At 35.5% G+C, this 18003-nt stretch carries 17 protein-coding genes; 3 read left to right on the top strand and 14 right to left on the bottom strand.

The features are described 5' to 3' along the window. Nucleotides 1-18: 18 nt before the first annotated feature. Together HBB17_RS14435 and HBB17_RS14430 are read right to left on the bottom strand one after the other, a co-directional pair. Complete coding sequence (locus HBB17_RS14435) at nt 19-2526, bottom strand: M56 family metallopeptidase (protein ID WP_167958217.1); 2508 nt, start codon at nt 2524-2526, stop codon at nt 19-21. A gap of 10 nt (nt 2527-2536) precedes the next feature. Continuing rightward, the gene (locus HBB17_RS14430) at nt 2537-2902 is read right to left on the bottom strand and encodes a BlaI/MecI/CopY family transcriptional regulator (protein ID WP_167958216.1); all 366 of its coding nucleotides are present in this window, start codon (nt 2900-2902) and stop codon (nt 2537-2539) included. Nucleotides 2903-3160: 258 nt separating this feature from the next. On the opposite strand from HBB17_RS14430, the gene HBB17_RS14425 reads away from it, so the two are divergent. Beyond that, complete coding sequence (locus tag HBB17_RS14425) at nt 3161-3703, top strand: C39 family peptidase (RefSeq protein ID WP_167958215.1); 543 nt, start codon at nt 3161-3163, stop codon at nt 3701-3703. 241 nt (nt 3704-3944) lie between these two features. Here the strand turns inward: HBB17_RS14425 and HBB17_RS14420 are convergent, their stop codons facing one another. Both HBB17_RS14420 and HBB17_RS14415 read right to left on the bottom strand, forming a co-directional pair. Further along, the gene (locus HBB17_RS14420; RefSeq protein ID WP_167958214.1) at nt 3945-4889 is read right to left on the bottom strand and encodes a TIGR03943 family putative permease subunit; all 945 of its coding nucleotides are present in this window, start codon (nt 4887-4889) and stop codon (nt 3945-3947) included. 25 nt (nt 4890-4914) lie between these two features. After that, entirely contained in the window at nt 4915-6123 is a 1209-nt protein-coding gene (locus HBB17_RS14415; protein WP_167958213.1) for a CobW family GTP-binding protein, read from the bottom strand. 309 nt (nt 6124-6432) lie between these two features. Here HBB17_RS14415 and HBB17_RS14410 point away from each other — a divergent pair, with 309 nt between their 5' ends. Beyond that, nucleotides 6433-7098 (top strand): TIGR01906 family membrane protein, encoded by a 666-nt coding sequence (locus tag HBB17_RS14410; protein ID WP_167958212.1) that lies wholly within the window; start codon nt 6433-6435, stop codon nt 7096-7098. Here the strand turns inward: HBB17_RS14410 and HBB17_RS14405 are convergent. The 9 genes from HBB17_RS14405 to HBB17_RS14365 all read right to left on the bottom strand — a co-directional run bounded on the left by HBB17_RS14405 (nt 7043) and on the right by HBB17_RS14365 (nt 15789). Continuing rightward, complete coding sequence (locus HBB17_RS14405; protein ID WP_167958211.1) at nt 7043-7669, bottom strand: N-acetyltransferase; 627 nt, start codon at nt 7667-7669, stop codon at nt 7043-7045. The genes HBB17_RS14410 and HBB17_RS14405 overlap by 56 nt on opposite strands. Before the next feature lie 35 nt (nt 7670-7704). Further along, nucleotides 7705-8292: a TetR/AcrR family transcriptional regulator gene (locus tag HBB17_RS14400; RefSeq protein WP_167958210.1), complete on the bottom strand. Its 588-nt coding sequence runs from the start codon at nt 8290-8292 to the stop codon at nt 7705-7707. 475 nt (nt 8293-8767) lie between these two features. Continuing rightward, nucleotides 8768-10498 carry a two-component system histidine kinase PnpS gene (pnpS, locus tag HBB17_RS14395; protein WP_167958209.1) on the bottom strand — a complete coding sequence of 577 codons (1731 nt, stop codon included), beginning with the start codon at nt 10496-10498 and terminating at the stop codon, nt 8768-8770. A gap of 29 nt (nt 10499-10527) precedes the next feature. Continuing rightward, nucleotides 10528-11238, bottom strand: coding sequence for a response regulator transcription factor (locus HBB17_RS14390; protein WP_167958208.1), 711 nt, complete (start codon nt 11236-11238; stop codon nt 10528-10530). Nucleotides 11239-11288: 50 nt separating this feature from the next. Continuing rightward, nucleotides 11289-11936 carry a phosphate signaling complex protein PhoU gene (gene phoU / locus HBB17_RS14385; RefSeq protein WP_167958207.1) on the bottom strand — a complete coding sequence of 216 codons (648 nt, stop codon included), beginning with the start codon at nt 11934-11936 and terminating at the stop codon, nt 11289-11291. A gap of 55 nt (nt 11937-11991) precedes the next feature. Then, nucleotides 11992-12750 (bottom strand): phosphate ABC transporter ATP-binding protein PstB, encoded by a 759-nt coding sequence (gene pstB / locus HBB17_RS14380; RefSeq protein WP_167958206.1) that lies wholly within the window; start codon nt 12748-12750, stop codon nt 11992-11994. A 12-nt stretch (nt 12751-12762) separates the two neighbouring features. Then, complete coding sequence (pstA, locus tag HBB17_RS14375) at nt 12763-13914, bottom strand: phosphate ABC transporter permease PstA (protein WP_167958205.1); 1152 nt, start codon at nt 13912-13914, stop codon at nt 12763-12765. Between the two features lie 56 nt (nt 13915-13970). Continuing rightward, on the bottom strand, nt 13971-14849 hold the full coding sequence (pstC, locus tag HBB17_RS14370) for a phosphate ABC transporter permease subunit PstC (protein WP_238483757.1): 879 nt from the start codon (nt 14847-14849) through the stop codon (nt 13971-13973). Between the two features lies 1 nt (nt 14850). Beyond that, on the bottom strand, nt 14851-15789 hold the full coding sequence (locus HBB17_RS14365) for a phosphate ABC transporter substrate-binding protein (protein ID WP_167958203.1): 939 nt from the start codon (nt 15787-15789) through the stop codon (nt 14851-14853). A gap of 448 nt (nt 15790-16237) precedes the next feature. Between HBB17_RS14365 and HBB17_RS14360 the strand changes: the two genes are divergently transcribed. Then, the gene (locus tag HBB17_RS14360; protein ID WP_167958202.1) at nt 16238-16717 is read left to right on the top strand and encodes a deoxycytidylate deaminase; all 480 of its coding nucleotides are present in this window, start codon (nt 16238-16240) and stop codon (nt 16715-16717) included. A 310-nt stretch (nt 16718-17027) separates the two neighbouring features. On the opposite strand, the gene HBB17_RS14355 is transcribed toward HBB17_RS14360, so the two are convergent. Then, the gene (locus HBB17_RS14355) at nt 17028-17756 is read right to left on the bottom strand and encodes a peptidoglycan recognition protein family protein (protein WP_167958201.1); all 729 of its coding nucleotides are present in this window, start codon (nt 17754-17756) and stop codon (nt 17028-17030) included. Nucleotides 17757-18003 lie beyond the last annotated feature (247 nt).

Raw genomic sequence — 18003 nt, 5'->3', positions numbered from 1 at the left:
ATACCTTCTTTTCATACTCTATAAATTATTTTCAAAACCAACCTGCTCATTGTAAATACTTATTTTAATCTTTTGATTATTATATTTTTCCATAGTCTTCTCTATGTATGATATAACATCGCTTTTTTTCATTTTTATCAATTCACTATTCGTACAGGTATCATAGTATTCTTGCACATCATCAATCATACCACGGATACATTTATCACGTTCCTCTACTGTAATCTGTGCCGGATCAGTAATATGATACGTAAATTGAAACCAAAAATCACACCAACTATACTCGCCCAATTGTCTCTGAGGTAATGTAATCATGTGGATGGGATCTTCTTCCGCTTTACCACTTTGTACACTTCTTATCATTTCTGTATTCTCTTCTCTTGACAGGGTAAAAGTAGTCTCTAAAAATGCTTGTTCTCTTTCTGTTAATGAAATGCTATAACTGTTATTACTAACTGCAAATCCGATTCTTTCCATACTCTCATAATTAACATTTGCCCAATCTAAAAGCTTTTGATTAAAATCGTTTACTGTCATTTTTTCATAATCTGATGACATTAAGGTAAAAACAGACTCATAATCGACCTGTGTTGCACTCTCAGGTTCATAATACGTATTTTCTTCATTTTTAGCCGTAGCTTGTTCTCTCTGTTTTGTAAATTCTTCTTGCTCCTCCTTTGATGCAAAACGCAATCCTACTAACGTACCATTATCATATACCGTATAAAGTTCAACTGCATCTGCAGAATAAGTAGAGATACCAGCATGCTCTGTGATCCATTCTCCTTCTTGATCATCATAGATTCCACGAACTTCTTTTCCCTTATAGTACATTTTGAGTCCATTTCCTTCCGAATCAGGGATATATTCATAAGATAATCCGAACTTTTCATATGGAGCTAATATATCCTCCCATTGTTTTTGAATATTGTTCTGATCATCATACACGAATGGCTGATACATGAAATATTTACATACAACATCAAGCTCTTTTCTTTGCCATTTCTTAATAATTTCATCTAGTTTCGGTTGTATCATTTCATTCATAGTTAATGCATCCTCTAATTCCTCTTCTGTCCGATCCTCTATTATCTTTGAAATATCATGCATGATGCCAATTCTCGTATCATTATATTGTTTTACTGTTAGTTCGTTTGGATCAAGTATGTTAAGAGTAAATTCATATTCCAAATATGCAGGATTAGCCGCATTACTACTATTGGTATGAATCATATCTCCAAAGTCACTTGATTGCCATTTTTCCTTCGTTAACGGTAATAGTATATGAAAAATAAAGGACGCTGTTTCATTCGTATTGGCTTGTTCATATAAGGTATTATCTTGATAAAAGCGCTCCAGCAATTCATCATATACAGCATTGTCGGTAATTTCCCATACCTTCTTTTGATATTGTGCAATTGACAACTCCTCATACCCATCGAATCTTAGTTTATCAAGCATATCATACTCTTCCTTTGAAAATTCTGTATTGGCAACTGGATCTAATTTTTCTTTATCCGCTTTGCAAGATGTTGCAAAACAGATTGTAATCACAACGATTAATGCAGCTGCTATGAAAACAGTAAAAACAGTCGCTTTTTTACACTTTACAATAGCCTTAATCCTTTCTTGAATTGCACTTTTGCTAAAATTACTGCTTAATGGTGTCATTATATGTCTGGTTTCAGCCATATCAAGTAACATCTTTGCATAGATGATTCGATTATGTTCTCCAAAACGATGTATAACCCTTTCATCGCAATATAATTCAATATCACGATTCGCATATCTATACATCAGCCAAACAAATGGATTAAACCAATGAATACATAGTACTATTAGTAAGAATAGTTTTCTGACTGCATCAAACCGACAAATATGAATATATTCATGAGATAAAATATACTGTAATTGTTCTTCGTTCTCCCAATCCGTATATTTGGACAATAAGATAACTGGCCTCAAGATTCCATACGTAAGTGGCGAAGTGATTCGATCCGTCTGATGTACTGTTATCGTTCGATGCAATGGATGCTGTTTAAGCCACAAATCTATGTATTCATTTTTCACTGGAAATGATTCTCGAAATAGGAATCGACATCGTATGTACATTCCACCAAACACAAGAATACAAACGACTGCCCCCAATATCCATACTAGCTTCCACGTGAATACTGTCCTTACAGGATTTGTTTCATTAACTTTTTCTTGATTATTGTTCATGTCATCCGATTTTTCTAGATTTTGCTCAACGGATACTGTTATCATTTCTTTTTTCGGTGCAACTGGAATAATCTTACTTATTGAATCATTATTTTCATTATTCATACTTGCTGTTCTGTTATGAATGATGGAATAGACACTCAAAGATGAAACCATTGAAAATGGTATCAGCAAACGTAGTATTACAATTCCCCAAAGAACCAAATATACTTTTTTCGGTAACTTATGTATTGTTAGCCCTCGTACAATCAAAATTACCATAATCATTACGGCCCCAACAAAGCTTCTCTGAACCAAACTCACGAAAACCACCTCACTTTACTTCATCGATCATTTTTCTTAATTTCTGTATCTGGTCTTTCGATAATTTTCCCCTTCCAAGTAATGCCGAGAATAATTTATCAACGGATCCATCATAGACCTTATTAAGTAACTCTTCGGTTTCAACTTCTTGTACTTTTTCTTTTTCGATTAATGCATGACAGATAAAACTCGGTTCTAATCGTTCTATTGCTCCTTTTTTTATGCATCGTTTTATTAAGGTATACGTTGTATTCTTATTCCATCCAATTTCATCTGATAAAATATCCGCTATTTTTTTAGCTGGTATATCCCCTTCTTTCCAAATAACCGACATAACCTTTAGTTCTGAATCAAATAACTTAATGTATTCTTCCATACTTGCCTCCCATAAGACTGTAGTAGTCTGTTCTTTACTACAGACTACTACAGTCTTATGGGATTGTCAAGTTTTTCTTGTTATTTTTTATTAATTCCATAATTTTTAGTAAACTCCTATCCGAGCATATTGCAAAAGCTTGTATCATATATTTAGCAAAACCTTACTGTAAATAGTAACATATAAGATTCATTCACGCATACACCTGATATCTTGTATCATATAATTGAAGTAAATAATTATCCAATAAGGAGAAGTATGGAAACTTATATCATCCCTGTTCCAATATGCAGACAAGCTACTTCCTATACCTGCGGTCCTGCTGCCTTACAATGTATATTGGGCTATTATCTCGAAGAATACCAAGAAGACTATCTCGCAAAAGAACTTCATTCCATTCCAACATACGGTACAGATTTTCGAGATATTCTAAGACTTAGTAACTCTCTATCATATAATGCACGCTTTTACGATATGGTAAGCATTAATGAACTTAAAGATTTCCTAAATCAAGGTCTTCCCGCAATTCTAATGATTCAAGCTTGGGCTGATACCATTACCAACTATGCGGACTCTTGGGATAATGGTCATTATGTAGTCGCATGCGGATATAATGATACTTCTATTATTTTCATGGACCCATCCACATTAGGATACTACACATATATCCCTACGACAGAATTAATAGAACGTTGGCACTTAAAAGATCACTATGATTATTACTATCAAAGTGCTATTGTTATAAAAAGTACTAAGACTTCTAACCGTTATAATCAAACATTACTGAAATATATTGGATAACGATCTACATACTGTTCATAACATCTCTAGTAGTCATAACACTATATTCTTAACTATTTCTACATCATGCCAAAACTATGATAAACACGTTTTGCGAGTTTATCAAATTATCGCGGCAGTCGCCAAGGTCTCAAGTAAACTTGGACTTTGGCTCGTTGCTCGCGTAAATAAAAGAGGATACTAGCTTAATTTTCTAGTATCCTCTTTTTCTCACAGAGAATTATACCAACTTTTATTCATCTTAACTAAAGTATACCAATTTTTCCTTTGGCTCACCTGTTAGTACAATGCTCTTTGCATATAACACAGGTCCTTCGCCTTTATATTCTTTTTGATATTCTTTTCCGATTTCAGCTGTTACATTGACCCATTGCTTACTAACAAAGTTTTCTGCACCCTTGTACTGGCATATAAAACCAATGAATGCTACATCATCCGCACAGCATGTCATTGCAAATCGTCCAGGAACCAGGACTCCCTTTGGAAAGCGATCTGGTTTATAGACGTATCCACGGAACTTGATGGTCTTGCCTACATAGTTATCTAAGTTATCCAATGCATCTACATACCAAAGTCCAAAATCTTCATCTTCCAAGGTAATAACTGGACCGCTGGTATCAAATGGAAGTTCTTCTGGTTCTTCTTGGATCTCTTCTCCATTAAATCCTTCAAAAAAAACCTGTGCACGACGATTTACCGCTTTAACATTTCTTCTACAGAAAGATTGATTTGTCTGATCTGTACAGCGATTGAAGATAACCATGTCCGTTATTTTGAATTGCTCTGCCATTAAAGAACGCATATTGTTCATATATACTTCAAAAGTTGTGGCATCAACAAGCGTAATGATTTGCACAACGGTAAATGGATTTGGAAGTGCTTCATTAATCAAGCGACCTACATTCCACATTCCGTTATATTCGATAAGTACTCTTGCTGGGCGATAGGTTTTCTGCAGTTCCAACATGAATTCTTCTGTTAAATCTTCTTCCTCTTCAATCTCGATTTTCTTCACTTTGAGTTTCTGTAATTCGTTCTCATCGTATTCAACTTCTCCATCTTCACAAGTGATCAGAAGAGAAAGTCCTCCATCAAGAAAATCTTTATCCTGTATGGTATCTGAAAGAAATGTCGTTTTACCACTTTCCAGGAATCCTGAAATCACATATACTGGTATCTCCGCCATTCTATATCCTCCTTACTTTATCTGCTTAATTAATATGAAATAACTCTTCAATCTCATCAATCTTGAGTTTTGCACCAATTACACATAATCTACCTGTATAATCCGCTGCGCCATGACGTACTTCGAATTCACCCGGTACAAGATCAAAATGCAACCAAGAATTATCATTGCTTGGGACAATACCTTTTGCACGTAATACCATTCCATACGTATCGGAACCAGCAAGTTTTTGAAGGATTTCTTTTAGTTCTGCTTCATCATATTTATGAGGTGTTTCTGTACCCCAGCTTGTAAATACATCATCTGCATGATGGTGTCCATGGTGATCATGTCCACAACAATCATGGTCATGGTCATGATCGTGGTCATGTCCACAGCATTCATGATCATGATCGTGATCGTGTCCACAGCATTCATGGTCATGGTCGTGATCGTGTCCACAACATTCATGGTCGTGATCGTGGTCGTGTCCGCAACATTCATGGTCATGATCGTGGTCGTGTCCACAACATTCATGATCATGGTCGTGGTCGTGTCCGCAGCATTCATGGTCATGATCGTGGTCTTCGTGATCATGATGATGTCCACAAGTTGGACAGATTTCTTCCTTTTCCATAAGTTCTTTCACTAAATCATTCTTTCTCTCCATTGCTTTTAAGATTGTTTCACCCGTAATTTCTTCCCAAGGTGTTGTAATAATAACTGCATCTGGATTATGTTCTTTCAATGCTTTTACACATGCATCTAATTTCTTTTCTGTTGTTGTTTGAGTACGACTTAATATGATGGTATTAGCACTTTCTACTTGGTCATTGTAGAATTCACCAAAGTTTTTCATATACATACTACATTTATTCACATCTGCAACCGTAGTAAAACTATTTAATACGATATCCTGATTCTCGTCTTTCACTTTCTCTACAGCACGAATGACATCGGATAATTTGCCAACACCAGAAGGCTCAATAATAATTCTTTGTGGAGAATATTTGGTAATGACTTCTTGTAATGCAGTACCGAAATCACCAACAAGCGAACAGCAAATACAACCAGAATTCATTTCAGTTATTTGAATTCCTGCATCCTTTAAGAATCCTCCATCAATACCAATCTCACCAAATTCATTTTCAATAAGTACAAGTTTTTCGCCTTTGAAAGCTTCTTCTATTAATTTCTTAATCAGAGTTGTTTTTCCAGCTCCTAAAAATCCTGATATAATATCAATCTTTGTCATTATGAATACCTCTTTTCTTCAACAGCAGGAACTGTTTCTTACACCAAAACAGCACCTTCGCCTCTATTTACTGTTACCGAATAATTTTCCAATATTACTTAGAAAACCCATTGTTACTATAGCACTTTATGTCCAATTATGCAAATTCTTATCCTTTCATATACTGATAAAAAATCGCAATATGATCCTGTTCTTACTGTTTCCCACCTTGACTATTATTTTCCCTCTATGATATCATCTTAGCAGATGTTTCCTATAAAGAAATGCTACTAAAAAAATACTATTCTGAAACAAAGCAAAGGAGTTCATATGAAGTATCTACAAAATAAATGGTCAACGCGGATAACAAACATCCTTATTGGTGTATTATTTACCTTATTTTTTATATCCATCTCCGTTATAATCATACTTAATACCCGTAGTTTATACTATAAAAATATCAATCAATTGGAAATACAGGAATACTCTGGGCTAGATCGTCAGACGATTATAGAGAATTACGATGCCCTGATCGATTACTGTTCTCCTTTCTATCACGGTGAACTTAACTTTCCTTCCTTACCAGCTTCTCCTAGCGGGCTTAGTCATTTTGCAGAAACGAAAGTAATCTTTGTTTCCTTCTACTACGTAGCTGCTATAACAGGCATTTTACTTCTAGGTATCATTATGTACAAAAAAAAGAGGCATGATACCTCTTATCTGAGAACTTCTGCAATTACCATTATCGTATTGCCCCTATTATTCGGCTTGGCTACCGCGATAAACTTTGACAAGACCTTTCTTCTATTTCATAAGATAGCCTTCCGAAATGATGACTGGCTATTCGATCCAGCAACAGATCCAATTATTAATCTGCTGCCAGAAGAATATTTTATGTACTGTGCCATTGGAATCGTCCTTCTCGTAATACTTGGAAGTCTTATTCTTTTCCTGATCGATCGACTGATTCGGAAGCAAAAGAAGGTTTCCATATAAGATTATAACGCGTTACTCCATTGGAAGCAGTTTTGGTGTGATATAATTCACAGCCATAATGCTGATAGATCTTCGCATAATTTTCCATATCGGTGTCAAACAGTACAGGGACATTTCTTTTCATTGCCATGTCTTTCGCAAATTGAAACAATTCTCTCGTCCGCCCCTGCCCCTGAAAACCTGGCAGCACACATACCATTAAGACTTCTAGATAGAGGTCTTTGGTATATTCTTTATTCCCATCTGCAATTTCTCCAATATGGTTCATAAATCGTTTTGCCTTTGAAAAAGGAATTGCCCTTAATACTTTCCATAACATCTTCAATTTCGGCAGAATGTTCTTTTGGTCGCTATAGGCCAATCCAATGAATGCTTTCCCATCTTCACTCTGATATAAGCACCCGCTTTCATAAGTACACTGTACATAAGCATGCATGTATTTCATAACGATCGATTTTCTCTCCTGTAAATCTCCAAATTCATGAAACAATTCATTGGTTACAAAAGCTTCTCCGATTGCTTCTCCAATTTGAAATAACTCCCCTTTTGTTATATGTTCGACAACTTTCATGGATACTCCTCCTTTTTATCAACCTCAGCATCAGCCTATTCTTCAAACAAATAATCACACAAACTCATTGCAAGACATCGAATACTTTCATCCAACGCATCTTCATAGAGATTTTCTTTCCATTCCGCCGTAAAACCCATGATTTTCATCATATTGGCAGCTACATGAGGATTTCTATCTTTTCGTAATCCCTTTGCATTGGCAAATAACTTTGCAATAATCTCTTTTTCTCTTTCCCGATCAAAGAGTTTCTTATTCGAAAATTGATCTTCTAACCACGCCTCATCCTCTTTTGTCATAAAAGCAATAATATTATTACTACCATTAACAGAAAATCGATCTAATAATGTAAGAAACGCTTCTCGATCAATTCCGCCTCGTTCTTCTATCGTCTGATTAAGGAACTGATACATCTGGTCCTTGCTAAAACGAATCACTTCAACAAGATACTGCTCCTTACTATCAAAAAAATGATAAAAAGTACCTTTCCCAATACCTGTACGTTTTGTTACCCTCTCAATAGAAATCTTACGAATACCATTCTCCTTAATAATGGAGATGCCCGCTTCTAACAATTTCACACTAATCTCTTCCCGTTTCTTAATCGTAAATATAGGTGGCATATCTGTTCCCTCTTTTGCTTACTCATTCTTTATTCTTTATTCTTTATTCTTTATTCTTTATTCTTTATTCTTTATTGTTTATTACCTTATAATAAAAAAGTCATACTTTTATTTTATCAAAACATTAACATATCTTTTTGTATCTATATTTTTTATGTATCTATAAGTTTTATGTATCAATAACTTATATGACCATTTTTATTTTTTCGGTCACTTAATATATACCACCATTTCTAACAATATGCAAGAGCAAATTTAAACTTCCTCTTGCCGAGCCAGCCTGTCTGAGGCAGGAGGCCGAATCGATGGCGATTCCGTTCCTCTTGCTGAACCTTCCGTACACATTTAGGAATGCTTAGATGTGAAGCGTGTTTCGTGACATTGTGCACCAGTAGGGAAGCATTGAAGATCTATTGAGAGTTTTGCAACCAAAAAGCAACCCAAATAGTTCATTCACTACTTCGGTTGCTCTCTATTAATATGGTAACTGTATGGTAAACTTGGTTCCTTTATTGATTTTGCTTTCCACTCGGATGGTCCCATTGTAACGCTCAACAATATGCTTCACAATGGATAAGCCAAGACCTGTACCTCCCATCTTTCTAGAACGACCTTTATCAACACGGTAAAACCGTTCAAAGATTCGATCAAGATGCTCCTCCTCCATACCAATACCAGTATCTTGGATTGAGAGGACTAACTTATCATTCTTCTTCTCACATTGAATGGTTACGGTTCCATCTTCTGTATACTTCACTGCATTATCTAATAAATTAATAAGTAGTTGTTTCATCCGATCAACATTAGCAGGATATGAGTCCACGCCCATCTTCGGTTCATAGATGATCCGAATGTTCTTATCTGCTACTTTTGGTTGCAATAACTCAATGACGTCTGTAATAACTTGGTTCACGTCACAAGGCACAATTTCTTGGTCTTCCTTCGATTCAATCTCAGATAACAATAAGATATCATTAATCAGACCAGAAAGTCGTTCTGCTTCAATATCGATAATATCAAGGAATCGAACAGCAACCTGTTCTTCCTTAATGGCGCCTGCTTTCAACGTATCAACAAATCCACGAATTGACGTTAAAGGCGTCTTTAACTCATGGGTAACATTAGAAACAAAATCCCGTCTCATATTCTCTAACTTACGAATCTGTGTGATATCTTCTAAGATTAATAATATTCCTAACTCTTTTTGGTTTTCCTTTAATAACGGTGTTGCGGTTACACGAATGATCTTATCTTTGGTCATTGATAAGGTACCTTCCTGCATAACCGTTTGTTTGTTTTCTCTTACATCAGAAATAATCTGAAATAAAAGAGCATTTCTCATAAAAGAATAAAATGGTTGATGTTCGATTTGCTCTTTCTCGTAGCCAACCATCTCCGTAAATACCGAATTCGTGAACATCACCATATCATTATTATCCACTGCGATCACACCACTCGCCATGCTCTTTAACATTGCATCGAACTCAATATTTCTACGTTTTAAAGCACGAACACTGGTGTTAAGATTATCACTCATTCGATTGAATGCCTCGGCAAGACGTCCAATCTGCTGGGTATCACTGGTATAGATTTTTGTTTCATAATCGCCACAAGCAATGCCTTCTGCTGCCTTGGTCACATCATCAATTGGTTTCGATAGGTATTTCGTAAATAAAAATGCGAGTAATGTTGCACCAACCATGCAAAGAAGTACCGTCATGATTACCGATACTACTAGATTCTTGTTCAGTGCATTCACCTCTGCTAATGGTAATGAAACACGCATTACCCCTTCAAAATCACCATTTTTAATGGGAACTGCACTATATGCATACTTTTTCCCCATTGTTTTGGAATAACGGATCACAGTAACATGTTCACCTTTTAATGCTCCAACGACTTCTTCTCTCGTAGCATGATTTTCCAACTTATTCGTTGTTTCTGAATCGGCATATACTTCTCCCTTATTACTGATAATCGTAATCCTGACTCCGTATTTATTACCATACTCTTCTACAAATGTTTGGAATGACGGAATGGTTGCTTCTGAAAATGTATCTGCCAATAATTCCGCCTGCATCAGATGATATTCTTTTTTCTGTTCGTCCATGTATTGATATCCCTTAGACCATGAAGCAAACATTGAGATACCTACTGCTGCAAGGATAATTATCAAATAAGAAAACATCAGTTTCTTTTGCATCATTTTCCTCCCTTACACACAAGATCTTGCCTCTAATCAAATTTATATCCAATTCCTCTTACCGTTTTTATGTAAAGAGGAGCTGTATCATCCTTTTCAATCTTCTTCCTTATATTTCGAACATGAACATCTACTGTTCTTGTTTCTCCTAGGTAATCATATCCCCAAATCTTCTCCAGAAGATTTTCCCTTGTGAATACAATCCCCCTATTTTTCGCCAGTAGATATAATAATTCATATTCCTTTAATGCCAGTTCTACATTCTTACCATCAATTTCGACCGTCCTTCTAGTCTTGTTGATCACCAATCCATCAATTGCAATGATTTCTTCTTGGTCCTTAACAGGAGGCTGCTCTGTCACACCACTTCTTCGTAATACAGCCTTGATCCTTGCTAATAACTCATGTACGCCAAATGGTTTCGAGAGATAATCATCTGCACCAATCTCTAATCCCACGACTTTACTGATCTCATCACTTTTTGCTGTTAGCATAATCACTGGTATGTTCTTGTATCTCTCATTCATACGAATTCGCTTAAGTACCTCAATTCCATCGATTCCTGGTAACATCCAATCCAGTAATACAACTGAAAAATCATAATTCTTATTCTCCAGATGTTCTACTGCTTCCTCTCCTGTCTCCGCTTTGACTACCGCATACCCTGCTCCTTCCAAATTATACTGAAGCAGTTCTAAGATATGTGGTTCATCGTCTACCGCCAAGATCGTCTTCGTACTCATAAGCAAACTCCCTTCTTTCATTCCATCCTCTAATGTATCTGATTCGATGATTACTCAATCATCTTTCCTGTAATAATATATTCAATCCATTCTGCAATATTGGTTGCATGATCCGCCATTCTTTCCAGATATTTAATAATCATCAAGTAACTAACACTTGCTGGTATCGCTTCTTTCTTTTCTAACATGATCTGGGTAAGTTCATCACTGATGCTTGCAAAATAATTATCTACAATATCATCTTTTGCAATGACTTGGTTTGCCTTTTCTAGATCAACTTCTACAAAACTATCAATTGTTTCAATAACCATACCTTTCATGGTATTTACCATTTCTTTTAGATTCTTTGGTGCAACTCCATCCGATTGTTGACTTAATAAGATGATATATTCTGAAATATCCGCACAATGGTCTGCAATTCTTTCGATATCTGTAACAATCTTCATAATAGAAGTAACTTTACGAAGATCCGAAGCTAAAGGTTGTTGTTTTGCAATGATGGCGATACATTCCTTTTCAATCTGATGTTCTAATTCATCAATGGCATCATCACGTTTGATAATCTGATTGGCTAAATCCGCATCTAAGCGTTCTAGTGCAACAATCACATCATTCATTGATTGTTCCAATAAGCTTCCCATTCGGATTACATGTTGGTTTAGTTCACGTAACTCCTGCATAAATATATGTCTTGTCATAGATACAATCTCCTTTAATCATATACGATTTTATTTCATTACACAATAATAATTCTCAACCAAAACGTCCTGTAATATAGTCTTCTGTCTTTTGTTCTTTTGGATTATTAAAGATTTGACTGGTTTCTCCATATTCCACCACTTCACCATGAAGGAAAAACGCCGTTTTATCTGATATTCTGCTAGCTTGTTGCATATTGTGTGTTACGATAATGATGGTGTACTTATCTTTTAATTCCTCTGCTAAATCTTCAATCTTTAATGTAGATATTGGATCAAGTGCAGAAGTTGGTTCATCCATTAGAATGACTTCTGGTTCTACCGCTAAGGTACGTGCAATACAGATTCTTTGTTGTTGTCCACCAGAAACTGCCTGTGCATTCTTTTTTAATTTGTCCTTTACTTCATCCCAGATTGCTGCTTGACGTAAACTTTTCTCAACGATCTCATCTAATTGACTTTTTTTCTTGATACCATGTATTCTTGGTCCATATGCTACATTATCATAGATGGACATAGGGAATGGATTTGGTTGTTGAAATACCATTCCAACTCTTGAACGTAAATTGATCACATCAATATCTTTATAAATATCTATGCCATCCATATGAATTTGACCATCAATTCTTACACCTTCAACCAAATCATTCATTCGGTTAATCGTCTTTAAAAATGTAGATTTCCCACATCCAGATGGACCAATGAATGCAGTGATCTGATTCTTTAATATTTCCATATTTATTTTTTTAAGTGCCTGGAAGTCCCCATAATAGAGGTCTAGATCATGCACTTGAAATTTAACATTATTTGTCATGTAATAACTCCTTTACTCTTTCACTGTAAATCTCTTAGTGATCCACTTAGATAATAGATTCAGTATCCAAATCAAAACAATAATAACAACCGCAATGGAACAGGCAGAAGCTACATCGCCTTCCTCTTTTAATAACTGATATAATTTCGTTGTAAGTGTTGCTGCACTTGCCGTATTCCCTGTTAAAGCCGATGGCACTTGTGCTATCGTACCCGCAGTCCAGATTAGTGCCGCAGATTCTCCAACGATACGACCAATACTTAAAATGATTGCTACTAAGATACCTGGAAGAGCATTAGGAAGTACTACGCGAAAATTCGTCTGTAATTTCGTTGCACCAAGTCCTAAGGAAGATTCCCGGTACCCCTTTGGTATTGCTTTTAGTGACTCAGAAGTTGTCGAAATGATCGTTGGTAACAACAATATACTTAATGTTAATGCACCTGCTAATATGGAATACTGCATTTTTAGCAACTGTACAAATACTAACATACCAAACAGACCATAGATTATTGAAGGAATACCAGCTAACATTTGAATTGCAAATTGGATTACACCTAATATCTTACCTTTCTTTGCATACTCCGTTAGATACAATGCAGATAAGATTCCCACTGGCGCTGCAATCGCCAACGAAAGTAAGATGATATACAGTGTTGATATAAGCATTGGTTGAATTCCACCACCTGGTCTTGTTACCTTCAGGCGGGTAATTCCCTGGCTTGCTACAGAATTCATCTGCTCGCTGAACTCTTCCATACTCATATCCTTCACATTAGTCGAATCGATCTTGGTAATCATATCTTTCTTTTTCACTTCATATGTTTCATTTTTAAGATTTTTTGCTTTTTCAAGAGATGAACCATCTTTTAATTTTATAATCGTAAAACTTTCTTCACTATGCTCCACATAGGCACGAATAGACGGAATATAAGAATCACTCAGATCCGTATCCTCCGTATTCTGTAAAGTAACATTTACAAATGTAGTTTTATCCTGCCACTGTCTTGTGAGAAAATCAAAATTAATGCCTGGCAAACCTTTCACGAATACAAAACCAATGATGATTACTAATGTCATTACACTTAAACTGGAAGCAACATACAACGCAATTTTTCCAATAGCATCTTTGATCATTCTTGATTTATTATTCTCTATCTTCATTCTTATACCCATGCATATCGCCGTTCATCGAATCCGATGTAGTGCGATATTGCCTTTCAATCTTTTTCAACTGTTTTATGTGTTATACGGATTACGGTTATATTGACAAACATGATAAATACAAACAATACAACACCTGTTGCAAATAGCATTTCCTGATGGGTACCTGATGCATATCCCATTTCCATTGAGATATTAACCGTTAATGGACGAACCTTATCCCATATACTTGTTGGTATTCCACCGATTGCATTTCCCGCGATCATCATAACTGCCATTGTTTCACCGATGGCTCTACCAATTCCTAATACGGTTGCTGATAAGATACCAGATTTCGCAGCAGGAATTACTGTACGAAAGATTGTCTGCATCTTCGATGCACCAAGTCCTAAAGAAGCCTCTCGATAGGATTTTGGTACTGCACGTAACGAACTTTCTGATAATGTAATGATCGTAGGTAAGATCATAATGGTCAGTACACAGATAACCGCTAATAATGACTGCCCCTGTGGTTGAGGAGAAATCTTTTCTATTACAGGTATGATGATTCCCATACCAAATGCTCCATAGATAACAGAAGGAATACCTGCAAGTAATTCAATGGCAGGCTTTATGATCTTAACTAAACTTTTCGGTGCAACTTCTGCAATAAATACTGCTGTTAATAAACCAATTGGTACACCAATTATAATGGCTCCAGCTGTAGCAAATACGGATCCCGCTATCATATAGAATACACCATACTGGTTATTCTCTGGGTCCCAACGAACCCCAGTGATAAAATCAAGAAAATTATACGCATGATCTCCAAAGAACGGTTTCAGTCCTTTGGAGAATACAAATGCTATGATTGCTACAACACTGATTACGCTAATTAATGCACATAGGAAGAATACTGTTTCTATTATTTTTTCGCGTATCTTTGTCGTTTTCATATTAATCGATTCTAATGCCTCCGTGTTCTTCAACAAATGCTTGACCATCATCGCTTGTTGCAAACTCTACAAATGCTTGTGTTTGTGGAGTGTAGTTGTTTTCATCGTATACGAATAAGAATGGTCGTGATAATGGATATGTTCCTGCTTTTGCATTTTCTGCTGTTGGTTCAACTGTTTCTACTGTAAGACCTTTTACTGTGTCATCGATGAATGAGAAAGATACATAACCAATTGCATTTTCATTACCAGCTACGGTAGTTTGAACGTTACCATTTCCTTCAACTACAGTTGCATCTTCTGTTAATCCACCATTATCTTCAAGTTTGATTAATTCTTCGAATGCACTTCTTGTTCCTGAAGCACCTTCTCTCGATACGATTACGATTGGAGCATCATTTCCACCAACTTGATTCCAGTTTGTAATTTCACCACTGTAGATTTTAGCAAGGTTTTCAAGAGTAATATCTGCTACAGGATTTGCTGGGTTTGTGATTACTGCGATACCATCATGTGCCCATACAACTTCTTTCATTGTGTCTGATTTTTCTTCGTCTTTTACTTCTCTTGAAGAAGCACCTAAATCATTACTACCAGCTAATGTGTCCGCAATACCTGCTGATGAACCAGTACCAGTATAGTTAATCGTTACATCTGGATTCATTGCTTGAAATTCATCAATCATGTCATTCAAAATCTTTTCAACGGAAGTCGATCCTGTAATAACTACTGTTCCACTTAAGCTTGATCCATCTGTTGTTGCTGCTGCATCTGTAGATGATTCTGTTGTTGCTGCATCAGTTGCTTCTGTTGTTGTTTCTGTTGTTTCCTGCGTATTTGCGTTGTTTGAATTAGTATTGTTGTCTTTTTTTGAACAACCAGCAAATGCAAAAACCATTGCTCCTACCATACATAATGTTACGAATTTTTTTAGTCTCATTTTTTTTCCTCCAATTTTATAAATTCTTATTCTATTCTTTTTTGCGCTTAAGGTTCTCCATAGCCCCTTTTACTATGTAAGGTAACTTCCTGGAACATCTTTGATATTCACCCTTTTCTTTGTTACCTCTCCCTTACAGTACATAATTTACACGACACATGTTATCTACATATTTTTTGAATGTTAAGTTTATGTAAAGTCGTTTGATTCTCGTTGTAATAGTATTCCGTCAGAAAATATCGTATAATTACAGAAATACTGGTTTAATTTCTCATTTTCCACAAAAATTCGATTTACAGAACATAGGGATAAGTGATAAAATATGTGTACGAAACGATGACATCTACACGCGATTAGCGACGGAGGTCTGTGAGAACACCTCATGCAATCTCACGGCAATTTGTTCTGTACACAAAGCCGTCTGACTTCGAAAGGAGCATGTTACTTTATGAAGAAACAAGACTATATTAATTGGGATGCTTATTTTATGGGAATTGCACTTTTATCAGCAGAACGAAGCAAAGATCCAGGAACTAGCGTAGGTGCCTGTATCGTCAGTCAAGATAATAAGATTCTATCGGTTGGATACAATGGAATGCCTTACGGCTGTTCCGATGATGAATTTCCTTGGGAACGAGAAGGAGATCCCCTTGAGACCAAATACGTTTACGTTTGTCATGCCGAACTCAATGCAATTCTGAACTACACGGGTTCTGATATCAAAGGTTCCAAAGTATATGTAACCCTTTTTCCTTGTAATGAATGTACGAAAGCAATCATACAAAAAGGGATTTCAGAAATCATCTATATGGATGACAAATATGCACATACACCTGCTGTACATGCTTCCAAACGCATGCTTACTGCTGCCGGCGTTAAATTCACACGTTATACGCCACTTGGAAAAGACATTACGTTATCCTTATAATTCATTCATTTTAAAACAAAAAGACAACCTTTAAATGGAGATTCAAAAGATGATGTACCTCTTGAATCTTTTCTTTAAAGATTGTCTTCTTTTTATATGCTATTCACTTCTTTACTTGCTTTTTGTTTGTCTTACTTTTCTTTTTCTTACTTTTCTTTTTTCTTGCTTTACTATTTTATTACCTTCGTTTTTTCTTACTTTCCGTTTTTTATTACTTTTTCAATTTTTATTACTTTTTCTATTTTTCTTACTTCTCTTCTTTTCCTATTCCTCTTTAATAGATACTTGTAATAATCGTTCCTGAACTCTATTATTTTTTTTCCTCATTCTTTGCATTTTCTTCAATCATTTGAAATACATCTTCTTTAAATTGTAGCCATTCTTCCTCATGTTCAACATAATATTTGGGACATTGTTTTCCAGTTACATCATAGTGACGTATAATATCTTCCTTTTGTAAATTATATTCGGAACAGATCCAGGCGGTTAATTTCACCAATGATTTATAGGATTTCTTCGTAAATTTTCCCGTGTCATCAGGATGACATACCTCAATTGAAATGGTATCTTCATTACGTTCATTGGATGCATAAGCTATTTCGTTAAGCGGTACACATTGAACAATATTTCCTTTCAGTCCTACAATAAAATTACTACTGGAATAGATATAATTTCCATTGCTATAAGTTTTACCTTCCTTAAGTCCTTCAAAATAATTACGATTTGCTTCTGCATCTGTTCCTGGATTTGCAGTATAATGGATCACTACACCATTCACTTTATTCAAGGCAATCTGTGGTCTTGAATATTCATTGGGGGTTAATAGCATCTCCTCCACTTCTAATTTCTCATAGAAACCATCTACCAATTGCATCGTTTGTCTACTCTTCTGATGAAAGATTGACTTTCCTAACTTGCTTAATCCTCCACCGATCAACCCCACCCCTGTTATGAATAGTAATATTAAGCTACTCAAAACAAGCAGTCGCTTCATCTTCTTTTTTCTTCTATACTGTTCTCTTGTCAATTTTCTTCTCATTGTGTTTGCCCCATCAATCTTGTATTCCTCTATCAGCATGAACTGTTATATATCTTTCGTCTTTTATACTTATTATTTCACAATTTTCCTGTAGTTTCAACACATTAATAAATTCTTAACCTTTCCATATATGGTGCATTTTATATAAGGTGGAGTTTTTTCTTCTATATATAATAGAAACATTGGAATTAATTATAACTTACCGAAATTGAAGACAATTTAAAATCATTACCCCAAAAATCGATTA

The sequence above is a fragment of the Anaerosporobacter faecicola genome (assembly GCF_012070565.1).
GTDB classification, from domain to species: Bacteria; Bacillota; Clostridia; order Lachnospirales; family Lachnospiraceae; genus Anaerosporobacter; species Anaerosporobacter faecicola.
Note: the sequence above shows the minus strand (reverse complement) of the source record. Positions and strands in the feature narration are given on the sequence as shown.

Excerpts from the sequence above, each read along its gene's own strand:
- HBB17_RS14430 (WP_167958216.1), bottom strand. The coding sequence starts at position 2,902 with ATGGAAGAATACATTAAGTTATTTGATTCAGAACTAAAGGTTATGTCG.
- HBB17_RS14425 (WP_167958215.1), top strand. The coding sequence starts at position 3,161 with ATGGAAACTTATATCATCCCTGTTCCAATATGCAGACAAGCTACTTCC.
- HBB17_RS14420 (WP_167958214.1), bottom strand. The coding sequence starts at position 4,889 with ATGGCGGAGATACCAGTATATGTGATTTCAGGATTCCTGGAAAGTGGT.
- HBB17_RS14415 (WP_167958213.1), bottom strand. The coding sequence starts at position 6,123 with ATGACAAAGATTGATATTATATCAGGATTTTTAGGAGCTGGAAAAACA.
- HBB17_RS14410 (WP_167958212.1), top strand. The coding sequence starts at position 6,433 with ATGAAGTATCTACAAAATAAATGGTCAACGCGGATAACAAACATCCTT.
- HBB17_RS14405 (WP_167958211.1), bottom strand. The coding sequence starts at position 7,669 with ATGAAAGTTGTCGAACATATAACAAAAGGGGAGTTATTTCAAATTGGA.
- HBB17_RS14400 (WP_167958210.1), bottom strand. The coding sequence starts at position 8,292 with ATGCCACCTATATTTACGATTAAGAAACGGGAAGAGATTAGTGTGAAA.
- pnpS (WP_167958209.1), bottom strand. The coding sequence starts at position 10,498 with ATGATGCAAAAGAAACTGATGTTTTCTTATTTGATAATTATCCTTGCA.
- HBB17_RS14390 (WP_167958208.1), bottom strand. The coding sequence starts at position 11,238 with ATGAGTACGAAGACGATCTTGGCGGTAGACGATGAACCACATATCTTA.
- phoU (WP_167958207.1), bottom strand. The coding sequence starts at position 11,936 with ATGACAAGACATATATTTATGCAGGAGTTACGTGAACTAAACCAACAT.
- pstB (WP_167958206.1), bottom strand. The coding sequence starts at position 12,750 with ATGACAAATAATGTTAAATTTCAAGTGCATGATCTAGACCTCTATTAT.
- pstA (WP_167958205.1), bottom strand. The coding sequence starts at position 13,914 with ATGAAGATAGAGAATAATAAATCAAGAATGATCAAAGATGCTATTGGA.
- pstC (WP_238483757.1), bottom strand. The coding sequence starts at position 14,849 with ATGAAAACGACAAAGATACGCGAAAAAATAATAGAAACAGTATTCTTC.
- HBB17_RS14365 (WP_167958203.1), bottom strand. The coding sequence starts at position 15,789 with ATGAGACTAAAAAAATTCGTAACATTATGTATGGTAGGAGCAATGGTT.
- HBB17_RS14360 (WP_167958202.1), top strand. The coding sequence starts at position 16,238 with ATGAAGAAACAAGACTATATTAATTGGGATGCTTATTTTATGGGAATT.
- HBB17_RS14355 (WP_167958201.1), bottom strand. The coding sequence starts at position 17,756 with ATGAGAAGAAAATTGACAAGAGAACAGTATAGAAGAAAAAAGAAGATG.